At 66.2% G+C, this 20,591-nt stretch carries 21 protein-coding genes and 2 tRNA genes; 4 read left to right on the top strand and 19 right to left on the bottom strand.

The window, feature by feature from the left end:
* The first annotated feature begins 73 nt into the window (after window positions 1–73).
* Together xth and hpaR are read left to right on the top strand one after the other, a co-directional pair.
* Complete coding sequence (xth, locus tag GO999_RS07740) at window positions 74–883, top strand: exodeoxyribonuclease III (protein WP_016721769.1); 810 nt, start codon at window positions 74–76, stop codon at window positions 881–883.
* 15 nt (window positions 884–898) lie between these two features.
* Window positions 899–1,363, top strand: coding sequence for a homoprotocatechuate degradation operon regulator HpaR (hpaR, locus tag GO999_RS07735; protein ID WP_011001534.1), 465 nt, complete (start codon window positions 899–901; stop codon window positions 1,361–1,363).
* 28 nt (window positions 1,364–1,391) lie between these two features.
* On the opposite strand, the gene hpaI is transcribed toward hpaR, so the two are convergent.
* Together hpaI and GO999_RS07725 are read right to left on the bottom strand one after the other, a co-directional pair.
* A complete protein-coding gene (gene hpaI, locus GO999_RS07730; protein ID WP_028853092.1) occupies window positions 1,392–2,198 on the bottom strand; it encodes a 4-hydroxy-2-oxoheptanedioate aldolase in 807 nt (268 codons plus the stop codon).
* Between the two features lie 306 nt (window positions 2,199–2,504).
* Entirely contained in the window at window positions 2,505–2,792 is a 288-nt protein-coding gene (locus GO999_RS07725; protein ID WP_011001532.1) for a DUF1488 family protein, read from the bottom strand.
* Window positions 2,793–3,092: 300 nt separating this feature from the next.
* On the opposite strand from GO999_RS07725, the gene GO999_RS07720 reads away from it, so the two are divergent.
* Window positions 3,093–3,896 carry a DUF1223 domain-containing protein gene (locus GO999_RS07720; protein WP_211906717.1) on the top strand — a complete coding sequence of 268 codons (804 nt, stop codon included), beginning with the start codon at window positions 3,093–3,095 and terminating at the stop codon, window positions 3,894–3,896.
* Window positions 3,897–3,908: 12 nt separating this feature from the next.
* On the opposite strand, the gene bcaP is transcribed toward GO999_RS07720, so the two are convergent.
* From bcaP to GO999_RS07700, 4 genes are all read right to left on the bottom strand, one after another.
* Window positions 3,909–5,339, bottom strand: coding sequence for a branched-chain amino acid transporter BcaP (gene bcaP / locus GO999_RS07715; RefSeq protein ID WP_071012154.1), 1,431 nt, complete (start codon window positions 5,337–5,339; stop codon window positions 3,909–3,911).
* A gap of 203 nt (window positions 5,340–5,542) precedes the next feature.
* Entirely contained in the window at window positions 5,543–6,631 is a 1,089-nt protein-coding gene (gene dinB, locus GO999_RS07710) for a DNA polymerase IV (protein ID WP_118872178.1), read from the bottom strand.
* A gap of 133 nt (window positions 6,632–6,764) precedes the next feature.
* On the bottom strand, window positions 6,765–7,121 hold the full coding sequence (locus GO999_RS07705) for a hypothetical protein (protein WP_118872177.1): 357 nt from the start codon (window positions 7,119–7,121) through the stop codon (window positions 6,765–6,767).
* A gap of 107 nt (window positions 7,122–7,228) precedes the next feature.
* Window positions 7,229–7,396 carry a hypothetical protein gene (locus tag GO999_RS07700; protein WP_162903490.1) on the bottom strand — a complete coding sequence of 56 codons (168 nt, stop codon included), beginning with the start codon at window positions 7,394–7,396 and terminating at the stop codon, window positions 7,229–7,231.
* A gap of 82 nt (window positions 7,397–7,478) precedes the next feature.
* Between GO999_RS07700 and GO999_RS07695 the strand changes: the two genes are divergently transcribed.
* Window positions 7,479–8,417, top strand: coding sequence for an aldose epimerase family protein (locus GO999_RS07695; RefSeq protein WP_011001527.1), 939 nt, complete (start codon window positions 7,479–7,481; stop codon window positions 8,415–8,417).
* A 188-nt stretch (window positions 8,418–8,605) separates the two neighbouring features.
* Here GO999_RS07695 and GO999_RS07690 read toward each other — a convergent pair.
* From GO999_RS07690 to phaZc, 13 genes are all read right to left on the bottom strand, one after another.
* A tRNA-Pro gene (locus GO999_RS07690) sits at window positions 8,606–8,682 on the bottom strand.
* A gap of 57 nt (window positions 8,683–8,739) precedes the next feature.
* Window positions 8,740–9,180 (bottom strand): MerR family transcriptional regulator, encoded by a 441-nt coding sequence (locus tag GO999_RS07685; protein WP_011001526.1) that lies wholly within the window; start codon window positions 9,178–9,180, stop codon window positions 8,740–8,742.
* A gap of 24 nt (window positions 9,181–9,204) precedes the next feature.
* Window positions 9,205–9,624, bottom strand: a complete 420-nt coding sequence (locus GO999_RS07680) for an integration host factor subunit alpha (RefSeq protein WP_016721764.1) — start codon at window positions 9,622–9,624, stop codon at window positions 9,205–9,207.
* Window positions 9,625–9,691: 67 nt separating this feature from the next.
* Window positions 9,692–12,121, bottom strand: coding sequence for a phenylalanine--tRNA ligase subunit beta (gene pheT, locus GO999_RS07675; RefSeq protein ID WP_011001524.1), 2,430 nt, complete (start codon window positions 12,119–12,121; stop codon window positions 9,692–9,694).
* Between the two features lie 66 nt (window positions 12,122–12,187).
* Window positions 12,188–13,222: a phenylalanine--tRNA ligase subunit alpha gene (gene pheS / locus GO999_RS07670; protein ID WP_011001523.1), complete on the bottom strand. Its 1,035-nt coding sequence runs from the start codon at window positions 13,220–13,222 to the stop codon at window positions 12,188–12,190.
* A gap of 113 nt (window positions 13,223–13,335) precedes the next feature.
* Window positions 13,336–13,692 (bottom strand): 50S ribosomal protein L20, encoded by a 357-nt coding sequence (gene rplT / locus GO999_RS07665; RefSeq protein ID WP_003264301.1) that lies wholly within the window; start codon window positions 13,690–13,692, stop codon window positions 13,336–13,338.
* Window positions 13,693–13,717: 25 nt separating this feature from the next.
* Window positions 13,718–13,915 (bottom strand): 50S ribosomal protein L35, encoded by a 198-nt coding sequence (rpmI, locus tag GO999_RS07660; RefSeq protein WP_011001522.1) that lies wholly within the window; start codon window positions 13,913–13,915, stop codon window positions 13,718–13,720.
* Window positions 13,916–14,110: 195 nt separating this feature from the next.
* Window positions 14,111–14,662: a translation initiation factor IF-3 gene (gene infC / locus GO999_RS07655; protein WP_003267563.1), complete on the bottom strand. Its 552-nt coding sequence runs from the start codon at window positions 14,660–14,662 to the stop codon at window positions 14,111–14,113.
* 12 nt (window positions 14,663–14,674) lie between these two features.
* Window positions 14,675–16,582, bottom strand: coding sequence for a threonine--tRNA ligase (gene thrS, locus GO999_RS07650; RefSeq protein WP_011001520.1), 1,908 nt, complete (start codon window positions 16,580–16,582; stop codon window positions 14,675–14,677).
* A 368-nt stretch (window positions 16,583–16,950) separates the two neighbouring features.
* A tRNA-Val gene (locus GO999_RS07645) sits at window positions 16,951–17,027 on the bottom strand.
* Window positions 17,028–17,049: 22 nt separating this feature from the next.
* Entirely contained in the window at window positions 17,050–19,290 is a 2,241-nt protein-coding gene (locus GO999_RS07640; protein WP_011001519.1) for a RelA/SpoT family protein, read from the bottom strand.
* A 25-nt stretch (window positions 19,291–19,315) separates the two neighbouring features.
* Complete coding sequence (locus tag GO999_RS07635) at window positions 19,316–19,678, bottom strand: RidA family protein (RefSeq protein WP_016727379.1); 363 nt, start codon at window positions 19,676–19,678, stop codon at window positions 19,316–19,318.
* 29 nt (window positions 19,679–19,707) lie between these two features.
* Window positions 19,708–20,577 (bottom strand): 3-hydroxybutyrate-oligomer hydrolase PhaZc, encoded by an 870-nt coding sequence (phaZc, locus tag GO999_RS07630; protein ID WP_020425249.1) that lies wholly within the window; start codon window positions 20,575–20,577, stop codon window positions 19,708–19,710.
* Window positions 20,578–20,591: the final 14 nt, after the last annotated feature.

Here is a 20,591-nt window from a genome sequence, read left to right as displayed (position 1 = left end):
GCACAATAGCGCTCCATCCGGGCGGCGCTGCATCGGCACCGCCGTCATCTTTTTTGCCTGAACCGATTTCCCCATGCGTGTCGCCACCTGGAACGTCAACTCCCTCAAAGTCCGCCTGCCGCACGTCCTGCAATGGCTGGGCGAGCGCGAAGCCGACGCCACGCCCATCGACCTGCTCTGCCTGCAGGAACTGAAGCTGCCCGATGACCGCTACCCGCTGGCCGAGCTCGAGGCCGCCGGCTATGCCTCGCTGTTCACCGGCCAGAAGACCTACAACGGCGTTGCCATCCTCGCGCGCAAGGCGGCCATGCCCGAGGGCCGCGACGTGGTCAGGAACATCCCGGACTTTGCCGACGAGCAGCAGCGCGTCGTGGCTGCCACGTACGATGTGGCCGGCGGCCCGGTGCGGGTGATCTCCGCCTACTTCCCCAACGGCCAGGCGCTCGATTCCGACAAGATGGTCTACAAGATGCGCTGGCTGGCCGCCCTGCAGGACTGGCTGCAGGCCGAGATGGCCGCGCACCCGCGCCTGATGCTGCTGGGCGATTTCAACATCGCCCCCGACGACCGCGACGTGCACGACCCGAAGAAGTGGGAAGGCATGAACCTCGTCTCGCCGGAGGAGCGTGCCGCGTTCCGCGCGCTGGAAAGCGCCGGGCTGGTCGACGCCTTCCGCATGTTCGAGCAGGAAGACAAGCTGTTCTCGTGGTGGGACTACCGCCTGTTCGCGTTCAGGCGCAATGCCGGACTGCGCATCGACCACATCCTGCTGTCGCCGGACCTGGCCCGGCTGTGCGAGTCGTGCCATATCGACCGCGTGCCGCGCGGCTGGGAACAGCCTTCGGACCATACGCCCGTGGTCGCCGCCCTGCGTGACGCCTGAGCCCGCGCGATCCGCATGGTTTCGACCTTCAAGCGCCGCAACCTACCGCACTTGCTGCTGCGTGCCCGCGAGACGCTCATGGCGCGTTTCCGGCCCATCCTGCGCGAGCACGGCATCACCGAGCAGCAGTGGCGCGTGCTGCGTACCCTCAACGACACCGGCGACATGGAGCCCAACCAGCTCGCCGACGCCTGCCTGATCCTGAGCCCGAGCCTGACGCGCATGCTGGCCGCGATGGAGCAGGCCGACATGATCGTACGCACGCGCTCGTCGGTGGACCAGCGCCGCCAGGTCATCTCGCTGACCCCCAAGAGCCGCCGGTTCCTGGCCGACGTCGAACCGCAGGTGGACGCGACGTACGCAAACATCGAGAGCCAGCTCGGCCGCCCGCGGCTGGAGGCGCTCTACCGCGTCATCGACGAGGCCATCCAGTTGATGGAAGCGCCCGCCACGGACAAACGCCTCCCGGCCGACGACTGACCGCCCGCCCGCCCGCGATACCGAGACGTCAGTACACCGCGCCGGCCTGCCCCGGCACGGGTGCGCCCGCGCCGGCGAACGACCGCGCCAGCTGCTCGGCGCTGCGGGCCAGCAGCGTGACATCCGACCCCACGGCAACAAAGGTCGCCCCCAGCGACAGGTAGTGCCGCGCCTGCGCCGGATCGGCCGACAAGATACCCGCCGCCTTGCCCGCCGCAACGATGCGCCGGATGGTGCGATCGATGGTCTGGCGCACCTCCGGATGGCCCGGCTCGCCCAGGTGCCCCATCGACGCAGCCAGGTCGCCCGGCCCGATGAAGACACCGTCGACACCCGCCACAGCCAGGATGGCGTCCAGATGCTCGACGCCGCGCGGCGTTTCCACCTGCACCAGCGTGCACATCTCGGCGTCGGCGCGGCGGACGTAGTCGTCCACGCGGTTCCAGCGCGATGCCCGCGCCAGTGCGCTGCCCACGCCCCGGTTGCCGTGGGGCGGATAGCGCATCGCCGCCACGGCCGCGCGCGCCTCCTCCGCGCTCTGCACCATCGGGATCAGCAACGTCTGTGCGCCGATGTCGAGCAGGCGCTTGATCTCCACCACGTCGTTCCACGCCGGCCGCACGATCGGATGCGCGGGATACGGCGCCACCGCCTGCAGTTGCGCCAGCGTCGACTGCAGCTGGTTGGGCGCGTGCTCGCCGTCGATCAGCAGCCAGTCGAAGCCGGCCCCGGCAACGATCTCGGCGGGGTATGGATGCGCCATCGCCAGCCACAGGCCGATCTGCGGGCGTCGTTCGGCCAGCGCGCGCTTAAAAGGGTTCACCGGAAGCTGCATCGCGGACGGCTCCTCCACGGAATGTAAAACAGTTGGACAAGCGGGACGACGTGGCAGCCGATGCTGCCCCGGGGACACCATGTCACCGGCAGGTCTCACCGGGGCGTACCGACGCCGGCCAGGCAAGCCGCCGCGCAGAATGATCCTGCGTGGTTCCGGCGCCTGCCGGATGCCGTCCAGCTGGGAATCACGACAAGGCAACGAAAAAGCCGGTCATGAAGACCGGCCTTTCGTGGGGTCGGCGGACCACGTCCGCCGTGTGCGGGCATCAGGCAAACTGGCACCCGCGAGGACAGGCGATCGCGATCACGCCGACGCGATATGCGCGCGCTTGACCACCACCGGCTGCGGCAAATCCTGCAATCCGGAACGCTGCACACCATCAGCGATGAGCACGCGGGCAGCATCCTGGATGCGCGCCTGGCCCGCCTCGAAGGCCGCCTGCAGCGACACGACCTGGTCACCGCTCAGTCCTTCCCACAGCGCTTCGCGCGTGGCCACACAGGTCACCTTCTCGCCATCGACGAGCGCATCGAACAGCAGGCCCTCGTTGTTGATGGCGTACTCCTGTTTCGATTCGAACTTGATTTCCATCTCACAGCCCTCCGATTGCAATGAACAACAAAGCACACGCCGCGAGGCGTGGAAATCGTGCGGGGGGGCCGGCACGATTTCGTGGATCTGCGAGGCTCATTTTAACCACAGGTTGCCCCGGGTGTGCGATCCCCTTCGTCAATCCCGATCACCCGGGGTTCCCGGCGAGGCGCGATCCCAGTCCCCGCCATGGTTTGCCGGCTGCTCGCCGCACACGTATTTTTTTGTCAGGATGATCCTGTTTGCCCGACTGAAGCCATGCCGGGGCCACACAGGCCTCGCTTTCCCACGGAGTGCATCATGGGACTCAACCGACGGTTATTGCAAGGATGGGGGGCGCTGACGCTGCTGGCGCAGGCCACGCATTCCGCTGCCGCGAGCGATTGCAGTTCGTTGCATGCCAAGAGCCCGCCGCATACCGTGGCGGTCGTGGAGCTGTACACCTCGGAGGGCTGCAACAGCTGCCCTCCGGCAGACCGCTGGCTGTCGCGCACCGCGGCCGACCCGCAGCGCTGGATTGCGCTGGCGCTGCATGTCGACTACTGGAACGGCCCCGGCTGGAAAGATCCATTCAGCCGCGCGGCCTTCACCGGGCGACAGCGCGCGCTGGGCGATGCCGCCCATGCCTCGACGATCTACACCCCGGAAGTGTTCGTCTCCGGACGCGAACTGCGCCGCTGGGCGGACCCGACCGATTTCTCGCGTGCGATCGAAGCACGGAATGCCCGCCCGGCGCAGGCGGAGATCACCCTGGATGCCACTGCGGGCAGCACACAGCGCATGGCCCTGCAAACGCGCGCACGCTTCACGCTGCGCCCCCTTGGCAGCGGCGCCGAGCCGGCGGTCGCATGGATCGCGCTGACGCAGAACGGCCTCGTCAGCCACCCGAGCGGCGGCGAGAACGGCGGCGTGGAACTGCATCACGACCACGTCGTGCGGGAATGGATCGGCCCGATCCGGCTGAACGAACCGACCACGACCTGGCAAGGCGAGATTGCACTGCCCGCCGATGCGCGGCCGGCCGATGTGGGACTGGCCGCCCTCATAGAGCGGCCCCGCGACGCGGAAATCCTGCAGGCGACCGCCGCGCCGCTGTGCCGTTAAGCGGCACCCCGGTCAGTGCGCCGCTTCGGAGCCCGGCACCGCCGCACGGTCCGGCGCATGCAGCAGCGACCGGCTGCGCGCATAGCCGAAATACACCAGCAGGCCGATCACCATCCAGACCACGAAGGCGATCCAGGTCAGGGCCTGCAGCTGGCTCATCAGGAACACGCACAGCACGACGGCCGCCGCCGGCACGAACGGCACGCCCGGGCAGCGGAAGCCGCGCGGCAAGTCCGGGCGCTTGCGGCGCAGGACCAGCACGGCGATCGCGATCAGCGAAAACGCGGCCAGCGTGCCGATGTTGATGAGCTCGGCCAGCACGTTCAGCGGCACAAAGGCGGCGATCAGCGCAAACACGATGCCGACCAGCCAGGTATTGAAGAACGGCGTCGCATAGCGCGGGTGAACCCGCGACAGGCGCTTGGGCAGCAGGCCGTCGCGCGACATCGCAAAGATGACGCGGGTCTGCCCATAGCCCATCACCAGGATCACCGTCGTCATGCCGATGATGGCGCCCAGGTCCACAAACCCGGCCACCCACGTCTCGCCACCCATCTGCAGCGCCAGCGACACCGGGTGGTCAACGCCGGCGAACTTGGTGTACGGCACGATGCCGGTCATGATGGCGGCCACCACCACGTAGAGGATCGTGCAGACGCCCAGCGAGCCGATGATGCCGATCGGCAGGTCGCGCTCGGGGTTGCGCACCTCCTCCGCGGCGGCAGTCACCGCGTCGAAGCCGATGAAGGCAAAGAACACGAGGGCCGCGGCACCAAACACGCCCGACATGCCGAACGGCATAAACGGCTGCCAGTTGGCCGGCTGCACGTGCCGCACGCCGACGACGATGAACAGCACCACCACCGCCACCTTGATCGCCACCATGATGTTGTTGAACCGCGCCGACTCGCGCACGCCGAGCGACAGCACCGCCGTGATGATCAGCATGATCAGCAGCGCCGGCAGGTTGAACAGCGTCTGCACGCCCGGAATCGCCCCCGGTGCGGCCATCAGCGCCGCCGGCAGATGCAGGCCGAAACCCGCCATCAGCGACTGGAAATAGCCCGACCAGCCCACCGACACGGCCGAGGTCGCCAGGCCGTATTCGAGCATCAGGTCCCAGCCGATGATCCAGGCCACCAGTTCACCCAGCGTGGCATAGGCATAGGTATAGATCGAGCCCGACACGGGAATGGTCGAGGCAAATTCGGCGTAGCACAGCGCCGCAAACCCGCATGCCAGCGCCGCAACGACGAACGACAGCGTCAGCGCGGGCCCCGCGGTCAGTGCACCGGTGCCGGTCAGCACGAAGATGCCGGTGCCGATGATGGCGCCGACCCCCAGGAAGGTCAGATCCAGCGGTCCGAGGACTTTCTTCAGGCCGGTATCGCCCTGGCCGGTGCGGATCATGTGATCCAGGTTCTTGGTACGGAACAAACTCATCAAGGCGTCTCCTGTCTGCGCGCATGTCCGGAGTGTGACGGAATGCGCTGTCGCGCACGTGTGGCGCGCGGCGGCGGATTATGCAAAAAAGCGGGCATTTTACCCGTTGGCGACTGCCGCCCTTCTATCGCTCAATGCAGACGAAAACATAGGATAAATCGCACCGACTGGCGCGCTCGGCAAGGCAGGCCCCCGTAGCCGGGTCAGGCGCCGGGCGGCAGGTCCTCGGCAAACAGCGCCTGCTGGCGCGCATGGGCATCCGTCTCATGCAGGCGCACGCCCACGCCAAGCAACCGCACCGGTATGCGCCGCCGCTCGAAACCCTGTGCCAGCAGCCGGTTGAAGACCGGCAGCGCCACCTGCGGATAAACGCACTCCACCGTGGTGCCACGGAAATCCGCGAAGCGCAGCTTGACGAAGGTCTTGTGGATCATGCCGCCGGCACGGGCCCGCTCCACGCGCGCGGCGAGCTGGTCGACCAGGATGGTCAGTTCGCGCTGGCAGTCGTCCAGCGTGCGCAGGTCCGTCGCATAGGTTTCCTCCACGCTCACCGACTTGCGGATCTGTGACGGCTGCACCTGCCGGTGATCGATCCCCCGGCACAGGTCATGCAGCCGGAAGCCGAAGCTGCCGAAATGCTGCTGCAGCCGGTCGGCGCCCCAGCCGCGCAGATCGCCGCAGGTCTGCGCGCCCAGGCGCCGCAGCTTGGCGGCCGTCACCTTGCCCACGCCGAACAGGCGCTCGACCGGCAGGGCCGCCACGAAGGCATCCACCTGCTCCGGCCGGACCACGAACAGGCCGTCGGGCTTGTTCCAGTCGCTGGCGATCTTGGCGATGAACTTGTTGGGCGCCACGCCCGCCGACACCGTGATGCCGATCTCCTCGCGCACGCGACGGCGGATGTCCTCGGCGATGCGCGTGCCGCTGCCGGCCAGCATCGGGCTGTCGGTCACGTCCAGGTAGGCCTCGTCGAGCGACAGCGGCTCCACCAGCGGCGTGTAGCCCTGGTAGATGGCGAAGATCTGCCGGGCGACCTGGCGGTACTTGTCCATCGCGGGCGGCACGATCAGCAGGTCGGGACAGCGCTTGACCGCCTGCGCCATCGGCATCGCCGAGTGGATGCCGAACTTGCGCGCCTCGTAATTGCAGGTGGCGACCACGCCGCGCCGCTCGGGGCGCCCGCCCACGGCCAGCGGCCGCCCCACGAGTCGCGGATCGTCGCGCATCTCGATGGCCGCGTAGAAGCAGTCACAGTCGCAATGGATGATCTTTCGCACGGCAGGCCGCCGCATCGAGCAGGCAGGCGTCGTTCAGGAGGAACGCAAGCGTACCAGCTTCCGCAGGCCGTGCACGGCGCCGGGCCGGGCGGCGCCGCAACAGGACGTTTCGATCATACCGCAATGCAGCATGACCAGGCCGGCGCGATCAGCGATTGATGTCGCGCGACAGGCCAGCGAGCTCTTCGTTGAGCGCGCGCTGCTCGTCGCCGGACAGGCCGCCATAGTGCTGGCTGGCCATGTCGCCGGCTTCCTGGCGGATCCGGCGCAAGCGGTCGCGCAGGCCGTCGGCGCGGTACGGATCGATGTAGCCTTGCTGCTGGCGCACGTCGATGCGATGCGACTCCTCGGCGAGGCGCCCCTGGACCTGCTCGAAGCGGGCACGCGGATCCACCGGAGCAGGCGCCGGCGCCACGGGACGGGGTTGCGGCGGCGGCGCCACCACGCAACCGGCCATCGAGGCCGCCAGCACAGCGCACAGGGTCAAGCGTGGAAGAATCGACATAGCAGGGCTCGGTTCGTTGACGTCAGAAGGCGCCGGTCGCGCGGGAAAAACTCGCGCTATCTTACAAACCGGCCATCGCAAAGCTGTGACGATTGGTAACAGCTCACTCAGGCACGATAGACCATCTCCGCCTCGGGTGGCTCGACCGGGGGCGGCACCTCGTCAGGCGACGGCAGGTCGGGAGGAATCCCCGGCGGCGCGGGCTCATCGGGCGGTGGTACGGTATGGAAGGGACAGGCCCGGATGCCCGACCCGCCGGCTAGATACAAAGACATGGTTTTCCTCCCGGCAAAACGCATCGACAATCTAGACCGTAGTACGCGATTCCCATACCAACAAGGCACCGCCTCCGCTGCCATGCTCGACCTTCCGACTGCCCGCTTCCAAGAACATACCCTCGTGCGCATCGGCGACGACCGCACCGGTGGCTCCATGCTGCTGCTCGCGCCCGAAGCCGGCGGCCGGCTGGTGCGCTGGCGCCATCGCGGCGAAGACATCCTGTACTGGCCGAACCCCGCCGACTGGTCGACCCCCGCGAAGATCCGCGGCGGCAATCCGGTGCTGTTTCCGTTCATCGGCCGGCACTTCGTCGACGGCGAGCCGGGCCGCTGGCGCGATGCCGGCGGCCAGGTCCATGCGCTGCCCCAGCACGGCTTCGCGCGCGACCTGCCGTTCGAAGTGGAGAGCGCCGACCGCTCACACATCGTCCTGCTGCTGCGCGACGGACCGCAGACGCGCGCCGGCTATCCCTTCGCGTTCGAGTTCCGGGTCAGCTACCGGCTGCTCGAAGACGGGCTGGAAGCGACGTTCGCCATCAAGCATGCTGCCGAAGGCGACACGCATGCGCCAATGCCCTTCTATGCCGGGCACCACTTCTATTTCGCGCTGCCCGCCGTGCTGCGCCACGCGGCGACATTGCAGATGCCGCCCTCGCGGCTGTCGCGGCAGCTGGCGGACGGCAGCCTCGACGCGCCCCAGCCCGGACACACGCTCTACACGCTCGACAACCCCGCGCTGCAGGACCGCTACCACCTGCTCGACGCCGCGGGTGCGGCGGTGCTCGATATCCCGCCCTATCCCGACGCGCCCCTGGGCCGCCGCATCCGCATCGAAATCGACGGCGCACTGATGCCGTGGCACGCCATCACCACCTGGACGGAAAGCGCGACCTCCGACTTCTATTGCATCGAACCGTGGATGGGCCTGCCCAACGCGATCCACCACGGCGAGGGCTTGCACCTGCTGGCACCCGGCGACACGCGGCAAGCGACCTGCCGGCTGCGGGTCGTGCGCTGAGCCTCTTCCTGTCCGGGTCTGCTGCACAGTGCCCTGGCGCACTTCGACCGCGCCCGCCGCTCATCGCTGCCGCAAACGGACTGCAGGCGCCAGGCTGCGTGACCACGCTTCAGAGCATGTTGGCGCGAGGTCACCGTACCGCCAATAAAAAACCCGCTTGGCTCAACACCAAGCGGGTTCTTTCTGTCTGGTCGGGGCGAGAGGATTTGAACCTCCGACCACCTGCACCCCATGCAGGTACGCTACCAGGCTGCGCTACGCCCCGAAAGCGTGAAAGTATAACAGAGTGATATCGTCCGTGACTAGTGGGTCGCAACAACCCTTACGATTTGCTCGCCTGCAAGATATCCAGCACCGCTTGCAGCGCGAGGCGCAACGCGGGCACGTCGATGGTGCCACTGCTGGCAGCCGCCACGGGCTCGGCAGTCGCAGCGACAATCTCGGCCGGTGCTTCAGGCGCTTCGGCCGGAGCACTGCCTCCGCCATGCCGCAGCTCATCCAACCGATTGCGCGCGCCGTTGATCGTGAAGCCCTGCTCGTACAGCAGCTCGCGGATACGGCGGATCAGCAGGACCTCGTGGTGCTGGTAATAGCGCCGGTTGCCGCGCCGCTTGACCGGCTTGAGCTGCGTGAACTCCTGCTCCCAATAGCGCAGCACGTGCGGCTTCACCGCGCACAGGTCGCTCACCTCACCGATGGTGAAGTAGCGCTTGGCAGGAATCGGCGGCAGATTGATCCGCTCCGTGTGTTTATCGGCGACCATGGTGGCGCAAGCGAAGACGCGAAATTACGCAGCGCTGGCGGGCATCGGCTCGACGCGCTCCTCGACGAGCGCCTTGAGCTTCTGGCTCGCGTGGAAGGTGACGACACGGCGCGCCGTGATGGGAATGATCTCGCCGGTCTTCGGATTGCGCCCCGGACGCTGCGGCTTGTCGCGCAGCTGGAAGTTGCCGAAGCCGGACAGCTTGACGCTGTCGCCCTGTTCGAGCGCCTCGCGAATCACGTCGAAAAAAGCTTCGACCATGTCCTTCGACTCACGCTTGTTCAGGCCGACCTGCTCGAACAGCATCTCGGCGAGCTCGGCCTTGGTCAGCGTCGGCACGTCCTGGCCGCGCGCGGCATCGCGCGCATCGGCCAGGGCCGCCGAGGAAGAACCGAGCGCGTCGCCCAGCGAAGCCGCCAGCGAGGATGCGTGTTGATCGTTCATAGGATTCGCTTGCGTGGTCGATCCGAATGCGGAGGTTCGTTCGAGCGGTCTGAGCGCGGCGCGGACGTCAGGCACGCAGACGCGCACCGAATGCATCGCCGGCCGCACGAATCAGCTGCTGCGTGGCGGCCTCGACGAGATCGTCCTGAAGGGTGCTGTCAGTATCTTGCAACGTAATCCTGAAGGCAAGGCTTTTCTCCTGCGCCCCGATCGCGGCCGTCGCGGCCTTCGGACGGAACTCGTCGAACAGCACGACGCCCTGCAGGTAACGCTGCCACGGCATGCCGGCCGCCGCCTTCTCGAACGCATCGACGAGGTCCTGCACGCCCACGTCCTGACGCACGACCAGCGCGATGTCGCGCGTCACCGCCGGCACGCGCGGCACTTCGCGATAGGCCGGCAGCCCGACGGCAGTGATGGCGTCCAGGTCCAGCTCCCACACCACCGGCGCGGTGGGCAGCTCGTACTTCTGCAGCCAGCGCGGATGCAGCTCACCGATCCAGCCGACGGCGCGGCCGTCCAGCACCACGCGGGCAGCGCGGCCCGGATGCAGCGCCGAATGCTCGGCACGCTCGAAGCGCGCCTGCAGCGGCCACAGCAGCGACTCGACATCGCCCTTCACATCGAAGAAATCGACAGCGCGCGCCGGCACGCCCCACTGCTCTTCCGCGGCCGGGCCGTAGGCAATGCCGCCCACCCGCATCGGCTGCGCATAGCCGGCCACGGACAGGCCGCCGTCGGCCACCTCCGCATCGCGGCGGAACACGCGGCCCACCTCGAACAGGCGCACGCGCGAAGCCTTGCGGTTCAGGTTATAGCGCACCTTGTCGAGCAAGCCGCCGATCAGCGTGCTGCGCATCACCGAATACTGGCTGGCGATCGGGTTCAGCAACGGGATCGGCTGCGTGTTGCCGGCAAAGTCGGCTTCCCATTCGGTCTCGACGAAGGCGAAGTTCACGACCTCGTGGTAATCGCGCGCGGCCACGGCGTGACGCACGTCGTGCATCGTGCGGCGTGCCTCGTTGGTCGGGCGCATGGCGTTTTCAGCAACCGGCGGCTTGGCCGGGATCTGCTCGAAACCGTAGATGCGGGCGACCTCTTCGATCAGATCTTCCTCGATCTCGATGTCGAAACGGTACGACGGCGGCTCGACCACGAACACATCGCCGTCCACGCTGAACGTGAGACCGAGGCGCTTGAACACATCCGACACGACTTCGTGCGACAGCGGAATACCGAGCACACGCGCGGCACGCGCCACGCGCATGCGCACCGGCTCGCGCTTGGGGCAATTGACGATCTGATCGTCGATCGGGCCGGCCTGGCCGCCGCAGATATCGAGGATCAACGCGCTGATGCGCTCGATGTGTTCGACGATGGTCGCATAGTCGACGCCGCGCTCGAAGCGGTGGCCGGCGTCGGTCGAGAAGTTGTAGCGGCGCGCGCGCCCCTGGATGGCGGCGGGCCACCAGAACGCGGCCTCGACGTAGATGTTTTGCGTGTCGAGCGTGACGGCGGTCTTGTCGCCGCCCATGATGCCGGCCAGGCTTTCGATGGCCTGCTCGTCCGAGATCACGCCAACCTTGTCATCGACGGTGACGGTGTCGCCGTTCAGCAGCTTCAGCTGCTCACCGGGCTTGCCCCAGCGCACCGTCAGGCCGCCATGAATCTTGTCCAGGTCGAACACGTGCGACGGACGGCCCAGTTCCAGCATCACATAGTTGGAGATATCGACCAGCGCCGACACGCTGCGCATGCCCGCGCGCTCGATGCGCGACACCATCCATGCCGGCGTCTTCGCACGCGCATTGACGCCGCGGATGATGCGACCCGCAAAGCGGCCGCACAGGTCCGGCGCCTCCACCTTGACCGGCAGCTTGTCGGAGAGCGTCACTGCCACCGGCGCCATCGTCGGCAGCGTGATCGGCGCGCCCGTCAGCGCGGACACCTCGCGCGCCACGCCGTGGATCGACAGGCAGTCCGCCTTGTTGGGCGTGAGCTTGATGATGAAGATCTGGTCGTCCAGGTCCAGCACCTTGCGGATGTCCGCGCCCACCGGCGTGTCTTCCGGCAGGATCAGCAGGCCGCCGTGCTCTTCCGACAGCTTCAGCTCGCGCGCCGAGCACAGCATGCCGTAGCTCTCCACACCGCGCAGCTTGCCGATCTTGATCTTGAACGGCTTGCCGTCGTCGCCCGGCGGCAGCTCGGCGCCCACCAATGCGCACGGCACCTTGATGCCCACCGACACATTCGGCGCGCCGCAGACGATCTGCAGCAGCTCGCCCGTGCCGGCATCCACCTTGCAGACGTTCAGGCGATCGGCGTCCGGGTGCTTGTTCACCTCGACCACGTGGCCGACAACGATCTGCGAGAACGGCGGCGCGACGGGATCGACCTCTTCCACCTCGAGACCGGCCATCGTCAGGCGATGGGAGAGCTCAGCGGTGGCGATCGGCGGATTGACGAAACTGCGAAGCCAGGATTCCGGAAATTGCATGGCGCGACAGAAAAAGGAATTCGGTGAACAGGGAAACGGCGAACCCGCGGACGGCAGGCGTCCGCGTTACGCGAACTGGCGCAGGAAGCGCACGTCGCCCTCGAAGAACAGGCGCAGGTCGTTGATGCCGTAGCGCAGCATGGTCAGGCGCTCCAGGCCCGAGCCGAACGCAAAGCCGATATAGCGCTCCGGATCGAGGCCCATGTTGCGCACCACGGTCGGGTGCACCTGGCCGGAACCGGAAATCTCCAGCCACCTGCCGTTGCCGAAGGCCATGTCGATCTCGGCCGACGGTTCGGTGAACGGGAAGTACGACGGGCGGAAGCGCACCTGGATATCGTCGCTCTCGAAGAACTTGCGCAGGAAGTCGGTGTAGACGCCCTTGAGATCCGCGAAGCTGATGTTGTCCGCGATCCAGAGGCCTTCGACCTGATGGAACATCGGCGAGTGCGTGGCATCGCTATCGACGCGGTAGGTGCGGCCCGGCGCGATCACCTTGATCGGCGGGATGCGATCGAGGTGCTTGTATTTCTCGACATGCATGCGGGCATAGCGCACCTGCATCGGGCTGGTATGCGTGCGCAGCAGCAGGAGCTTGTCGTCGCTGTCGCGGCCGTCGATGTAGAAGGTGTCCTGCATCGAGCGCGCCGGATGGTTGTCCGGGTTGTTCAGCGCCGTGAAGTTCATCCAGTCGGTTTCGATCTCGGGGCCATCGGCCACGTCGAAGCCGATCGAGCCGAAGATCTGCGCGACGCGCTCCCAGGTGTTCATCACCGGGTGCAGGCTGCCCTCGGCCACATCGCGGCCGGGCAGCGTCACGTCGATCGCCTCGGCGGCCAGGCGCGCGTTCATCAGCGCATCAGCCAGCGCCTGGCGGCGGTCGTTCAGGGCCGCTTCGACGCGGCTCTTGGCCAGGTTGATACGCGCGCCTTCCGACTTGCGCGTCTGCGGATCGAGCTTGCCCAGTCCCTTGAGCAAGTCGGTCAGCACGCCGGACTTGCCGAGAAAGCGCGCCTTCTCGTTTTCCAGCGAAGCGTTGTCCTCCACAGAGGCAAACGCAGTTTGGGCATCGGCGACGACTTGGTCCAGATCCAGTGACATGGGAAGGCGAGCGTGAGAATTCGGGAATTCGGAATAAAAAACGGGGCTCGGTGAGAGCCCCGTCAGGGTGATCGGCCGACAAACCGCGGAACGGACTGACCGGCCAATCAGACTCAGGCGACGTTGGCTTTCACCTGGTTCACGATGGCGGCAAACGCCACCTTGTCGTGAATGGCCATGTCCGACAGCACCTTGCGGTCCAGTTCGATGGACGCCTTCTTCAGGCCATTCATGAACTTGCTGTACGACAGACCGTGCTCGCGCGCACCAGCGTTGATACGTGCAATCCAGAGTGCACGGAACACACGCTTCTTGTTGCGACGATCGCGGTAGGCGTACTGGCCAGCACGCATGACCGCCTGCTTGGCGATGCGATAGACGTTATTGCGACGGCCGCGGTAACCCTTGGCAGCGTCAATGACTTTCTTGTGACGGGCCCGCGCTGTGACCCCACGTTTAACTCGAGGCATGGAACTCTCCTTTCGTAGTTAGGGGTTAGGCGTACGGCATCATCGCGCGAACGGACTTCAGGTTCGTCTCATGGACGCCCTCGGTACCGCGCAGCTGACGCTTGTTCTTGGTGGTCTTCTTGGTCAGGATGTGACGCTTGAAGGCTTGGCCACGTTTGATCGTGCCACCAGGACGGGCAGTAAAGCGCTTGGAGGCGCTTTTCTTCGTCTTCATCTTCGGCATGGAACAACTCCGTTTTGACATGAAGCCAGGTGGACGGCTGACGCCGACACTTGCAAGACCCGGATTCACTTGTTGTGTCGCGGCAGGCGATGAAACCCGCCGCGCTTTCCGACTTCGCATGCCGCCGACGCGCGACAACCTGCTTCTGTCCGAAATGCTGGGCAGCGGCCGGAGTGCCTCCGGCCGCTGCCCGTATCACTTGCGCTTCTTCGGCGCCAACATCATCACCATCTGGCGACCTTCCATCTTCGGCATCTGCTCGACTTGGCCGAACTCTTCCAAGTCCGTCTTCAGACGATCGAGCATGCGTGCGCCGATTTCCTGGTGCGCCATCTCGCGGCCCCGGAAGCGCAGCGTGATCTTGGTGCGATCACCTTCATCCAGGAAGCGCTTGAGATTGCGCAGCTTGACCTCGTAGTCGCCGTCGTCGGTACCAGGGCGGAATTTCACTTCCTTCACCTGGATGACCTTCTGCTTCAGCTTGGCCTCGTGGGCCTTCTTCTGTTCCTGATACTTGAACTTGCCATAGTCCATCAGGCGGCAGACAGGCGGCTGCGCGGTCGGCGCGATCTCGACCAGGTCGACGTCCTTCTCTTCTGCCAGACGCAGTGCGTCGAACAGTTTGACGATGCCGAGCTGTTCCCCTTCAACCCCGGTCAGCCGGATTTCCGGCGCGGTGATCTCGCGGTTGATGCGGTGAGATTTCTCAGTAGCGATGTTGAATGTCCTCAAAGAAGCAAAAAACAAGCCGTGCCCAGCTCATGACTTGTTGGCGAAATCGTTCTGCAGTCGCTCAACGAACGTGGATACCGGCATCGAACCGAGATCGACGTTGCCACGGGCACGCACGGCCACCTGATTTCCGTCGCGCTCCTTGTCGCCCACCACAACGAGGTAGGGGACCTTCTGCAAGGAGTGCTCGCGGATTTTATACGTAATTTTCTCGTTCCGCAAATCGGCGGACGCCCTAAACCCTTGTTTTTGCAGGGATTGCGCAACGGATTCCGCATATTCGGCGTGGGCATCGGCGATGCTCATGATCACCACCTGCTCCGGCGCCAGCCACAGCGGCAGCGCGCCGGCATGGTTTTCCAGCAAAATGCCCAGGAAGCGCTCGAACGAGCCCAGGATGGCGCGGTGGAGCATGACCGGGCGCTTGCGGCTGTTGTCTTCCGCGACATACTCGGCACCCAGTCGCTCGGGCAGCACCAGGTCGAGCTGCAGCGTGCCGCACTGCCACGAACGGCCGATGGCGTCCTTGATGTGGTACTCGACCTTCGGGCCGTAGAAAGCGCCCTCGCCCGGCAACTCTTCCCATTCGACGCCGCAGGCGCGCAGCGCCGTGCGCAGGCCTTCCTCAGCGTGATCCCAGATTTCGTCCGTGCCGGCCCGCTTGTCCGGACGCAGCGCCAGCTTGACGGCGACGTTCTCGAAGCCGAAGTCCTCGTAGATGCTGAAGGCCAGGTCGTTGAAGTCCTTGGCCTCGGCCATGATCTGGCCTTCCGTGCAGAAGATGTGCGCATCATCCTGCACAAACCCGCGCACGCGCATCAGGCCATGCAGCGCGCCGGACGGCTCATTGCGATGGCACGCGCCGAACTCGGCCAGGCGCAGCGGCAGGTCGCGATACGAGCGCAGGCCGTGGTTGAAAATCTGCACATGGCCGGGACAGTTCATCGGCTTGATCGCGTATTCGCGCTTTTCCGATTCCGTCACGAACATGTTCTCTTTGTAGTTCTCCCAGTGGCCGGAGCGCTCCCACAGGCCGCGATCCATCACTTGCGGCGTGCGGACTTCGCTGTAGCCGGCGCCGGCCAGGCGGCCGCGCATGTATTGCTCGACGGCCTGCCAGATCTGCCAGCCCTTCGGGTGCCAGAACACCATGCCGGGCGCTTCTTCCTGCAGGTGGAACAGGTCAAGCAGCTTGCCGAGCTTGCGGTGGTCGCGCTTCTCGGCCTCTTCCAGCATGTGCAGGTAGGCCTCCTGGTCTTCCTTCTTGGCCCAGGCCGTGCCGTAGATGCGCTGAAGCATCTCGTTGTTGGAGTCGCCGCGCCAGTAGGCGCCGGCCACCTTCATCAGCTTGAAGACCTTGAGCTTGCCCGTGGACGGCACGTGCGGGCCACGGCACAGGTCGACGAAATTGCCTTCGCGGTACAGGCCGATTTCCTGATCTTCCGGAATCGAGGCGATGATCTCCGCCTTGTACTTCTCGCCCATGCCCTCGAACAGCTTGACGGCGTCGTCGCGGCTCCAGACTTCGCGCGTGACCTTTTCGTCCTTTTTGGCCAGTTCGGCCATCCGTTTCTCGATGGCGACGAGGTCTTCAGGCGTAAAGGGACGCTTGTAGGCGAAGTCGTAGTAGAACCCGTTTTCGATGACCGGGCCGATCGTGACCTGGGCCTCCGGGTACAGCTCCTTGACGGCATAGGCCAGCAAGTGCGCCGTCGAGTGGCGGATCACGTCGAGGCCGTCCGTATCCTTGTCCGTGACGATGGCCAGGTCGACGTTCTGCTCGATCCTGAAGCTCGTGTCGACCAGTTGCCCGTCAATGCGGCCGGCCAGCGCGGCCTTGGCCAAGCCCGCGCCGATGCTCTGCGCCACTTCGGCCACCGTCACCGGGCCGGGAAACTCGCGCCGGGAACCGTCCGGCAACGTAATCGCGATCATGCTTGCTCCTGTGGAGGCTCCGTCGCGCGGGTGCGTATGCGCGGCGGTTATCATTCTGTCGTGCGCCGCACCAGGCAGGTGCGGCATTCTGTCGGGCCGGATGCTTCGAAGCGATTTCAGCCGGATCGCCACGCGCAACACAAAACGCGGACGAAAAAAAACGCGGCCAAGGCCGCGTTTTCATTTGCGCTGAACTGCCGCTTGGGCAGACCGCAAAGGGCGAAACCGCACCTTGACTACTGTCGCTCCGAAGCGGTGGTAGTTCGCGGTGCCTGGATCATGTTTCGCCTTATATGCTGCAGTTGTACGGGACGCAACCCGAAGGTGACGGCTTGGACACCCTACCCGACGCGTCCTGCTAAATGCGTTGGTAGGCTCGATTGGACTCGAACCAACGACCCCCACCATGTCAAGGTGGTGCTCTAACCAGCTGAGCTACGAGCCTGCCGAAAGACGAAACTATACCATCACTTTCGCCGCGCTGACAATACCCCAGTAACTTCCTCGATTAATATCAGCGCCCGTTGCAATTGTGTCGCTTCTGATACCTCGGCCGTGAACTGCATCTTGGCGACGCCCTTGCTCGACAGCGTGCGCACGCCGGTCACGTTGATCTTCTCGCGCGAGAGGATTTCCGAGATGTCGCGCAGCAGCCCCTGGCGGTCCAGCGCCTCGACGTGGATATCGACCGGATAGACCGCCTCGCCGCGGTTGCCCCACTCGGTCTGGATCACGCGACCCGGCGCGCGCGCCGCCAGTTGCTGGAACGTCGCGCAATTCTGCCGGTGGATCGACACGCCGCGCCCACGGGTCACGAAACCGACAATCAGGTCCGGCGGCGCAGGCTTGCAGCAGCGCGACATCTGCGTGAGCAGCGAATCGACCCCCACCACCAGCACGCCGCTCTTGGCGCCGCGGGCCACGCTGGTGGCGCGGCTCTTCTTGGTGATCGACGCCTCGTCGTCGGCCGGCGCGGGCGGCGCGCCATCCGTGCGCAGCACCGCCTCGACGTGGCGCAAGCTGAACTCATCCTTGGCCACCATGGCGTACAGCTCGTCCGGCGTCTTGAAGCCCAGCTTGGCGGCGAGCTCCTCCAGGTTGACGGCGGTCTTGCCTTCGCGCTGCAAGGTCTTGTCGATCAGGATGCGGCCCTGGGCGAGCGTTTCTTCCAATTCCAGCGCGTTGAACCACGCGCGCACCTTGGCACGGGCCCGATTGCTCGCCAGATAGTGCAGTTCGGGGTTGAGCCAGTCGCGCGACGGCCCACCCTGCTTGACGGTGACGATCTCGACCGTCTGCCCGTTCTTGAGCGGCGTGTTCAGCGGCACCATCGTGCCGTCGACGCGCGCGCCGCGGCACCGGTGGCCGAGATCGCTGTGCAGGTAGTACGCGAAATCGACCGGCGTGGCGCCCTGCGGCAGCGCGATCACGCGCGCCTGCGGCGTCAGCACGTAGATGTGGTCATCGAGCTCGGTATGCTTGAGCTGCTCCCACGGCGAGTCTTCCTGGGCGACGGTGTGCTCGGCATCGTCCTTCCAGGCCAGCAGCTGGCGCAGCCAGGCGATCTTCTCGTCGTAGCGCTCGCTGGCGGAGAACTGGCCGGCGTAGCCCTTGCTGCCGGCCTCCTTGTAGCGCCAGTGCGCGGCCACGCCGTATTCGGCGAAGTGGTGCATTTCGCGCGTGCGGATCTGCACCTCCAGCGCGCGGCCGTCGTCACCGATCACCACCGTGTGCAGCGACTTGTAGCCATTGGTCTTGGGACGCGAGATGTAGTCGTCGAACTCCTTCGGGATCGGCTGCCACATGTGGTGCACGAAACCGAGCACGGTGTAGCAGTCCTTGATGTCGTCGACGATGACGCGGAAGGCGCGCACATCGTACAGATCGGCGAAGTCGAGGTCCTTACCGCGCATCTTCCGCCAGATGCTGTAGATGTGCTTGGGGCGGCCGCTGACCTCGGCGTGGATGCCCGCGTCGCGCAGTGTCTGCTGCAGCCTGGCGATCGCCTCGCCGATGAACTGCTCGCGCTCGATGCGCTTTTCGTCCAGCAGGCGCGCGATGCGCTTGTAGGTATCGGGGTCTTCGAAGCGGAAGCCCAGGTCTTCGAGTTCCCACTTCAGCTGCCAGATGCCGAGCCGGTTGGCGAGCGGCGCGTAGATGTCGAGCGTCTCGCGCGCCATGCCCTCAGGGGCGGGCAGCTTGTTCTGGGCCAGCCAGCGCAGCGACTGCAGCCGCGACGCCAGGCGGATCAGCACCACGCGGATGTCCTGCGCGAAGGCCAGCAGCATCTTGCGCAGCGCCTCGACCTGGGCGCGGCGCGCCTCGGCTTCGTTCTTGCGGGTGACGCCCGCCTCGGCCGGGCTGGCCATGCCGGCGATCGCGCCGATGCGCAGCAGCTGCCGCACGTCGTGCACCAGCCGGGCCACCTCGCCGCCGAACGCCGGCTCGATCGCCTTCTCGTTGTCGGTGGCCAGGATCGGCAGCAGGAACAGCGCCGCCGCCTGCAACGACGGCGCGTCGACGCGCAGCCCCTCGAGGATCGCCACCGTGCCGCGCGCGTGCGACACCAGCGGCTCGCCGGTCAGCGTCTGGTGGTCGCCGGCATGGTCGGCCAGGCATTCGAGCGCGCGCGCGACGGCCGCCTCGCGCGCCGCCCTGTCGGCCGTCGCGCCGGCGCCCTCTGCCGGACGGTCGGTCTTGCTGTTCATAGTGCGTCTTGCAAACGGATGCGGATCAGCCCTTGCGCGCCGCCGTCACGACGATCTCGATGCGGTACTTCGGATTGGCCAGCGCGGCCTCCACGGTGGCGCGCGGCGGCGCGTTGCCCGGCGCGACCCACTGGTCCCAGACCGCGTTCATCGCACCGATCTCGGCGATGTCCTTCAGGAAGATCTGGCACATCAGGATGCGCGTCTTGTCGCTGCCGTTGGCGGCCAGCACGCGGTCGATGGTGGCAAGCACCTCGGCGGTCTGCGCGGCGATGTCGCCGTCCAGGGTGGTTTCCGGCACCTGGCCGGCGACATAGACCACGCCGTTGTAGACCGCCGCGTCGGAGTAGCGATGTTCGACGTTGTAACGCTTCAGTTCAGTGCTCATCTTGAAAATCGGGGGAATCCATCGGGTCGTCATTGACCGAGAAAGAATTGGCGCGCGATCGCGACCTGGTCGGGCTGCACGAAGGTCGGCGCGTGGCCCACGTCGGGAATCTCGACCGTGCGTACATGCTGGCCGCGCTGCCGCATGGCCTCTAGGGTCTCGCGCGTGAGCAGGTCGGACTGCGCGCCGCGCACCACCAGCACCTCGCCGGGATTCGCCTCGAACAGCGTCCAGAGCTGGCTCTCGCCGGCTTCGATCAGTTCCGGCGTGGCGCTCTTGAACGGTTCGGCCAGGCGCGGATCATAGTGCAGGATCCATTCGCCGCCCTGCGGCTTGAGGATGGCGGTGTTCAGCGCGCGCCACTGCTCGGGCGTGTGCGGGCCGAACGATGCGCTGATCGTCTTCAGGTACGCCAGCCCCTCGTCGAAGGTCTTGAAGCGGACGTCCAGCCCCACGTACGCGCCGATGCGCGACAGCGAGGTCTGCGTCACGCGCGGGCCGACATCGTTGATCAGCAGCTTGCGGATCGGCGACTTCGGCAGGCCGGCCAGGCTCATGCCGATCAGGCCGCCCATCGAGGTGCCGAACCAGTCCACCGATTCCACGTTGAGCCGCGCCAGCAGCGTCACCATGTCGGCCACGTATTGCGGAATCACGTAGCCCCGCGGATCGGCCAGCCAGTCGGAGCGACCGCGCCCGACCACGTCGGGGCAGACCACGCGGTAGTCGTTGCACAGCGCCTGGGCCAGCACGTCGAAGTCGCGGCCGGTGCGCGTCAGGCCGTGCACGCAGACCAGCACGCGCGGGTTCTGCGGGTCGCCCCATTCGTGGTAGGCCATCCGGTGCAGGCCGGATTGGCTCAGGCACTGCACGGACGCGAGACGCGGCGAAACGGGCATGAACGACTCCTGCG

The organism is Ralstonia nicotianae, from assembly GCF_018243235.1.
Classification (GTDB): Bacteria; Pseudomonadota; Gammaproteobacteria; order Burkholderiales; family Burkholderiaceae; genus Ralstonia; species Ralstonia nicotianae.
Note: the sequence above shows the minus strand (reverse complement) of the source record. Positions and strands in the feature narration are given on the sequence as shown.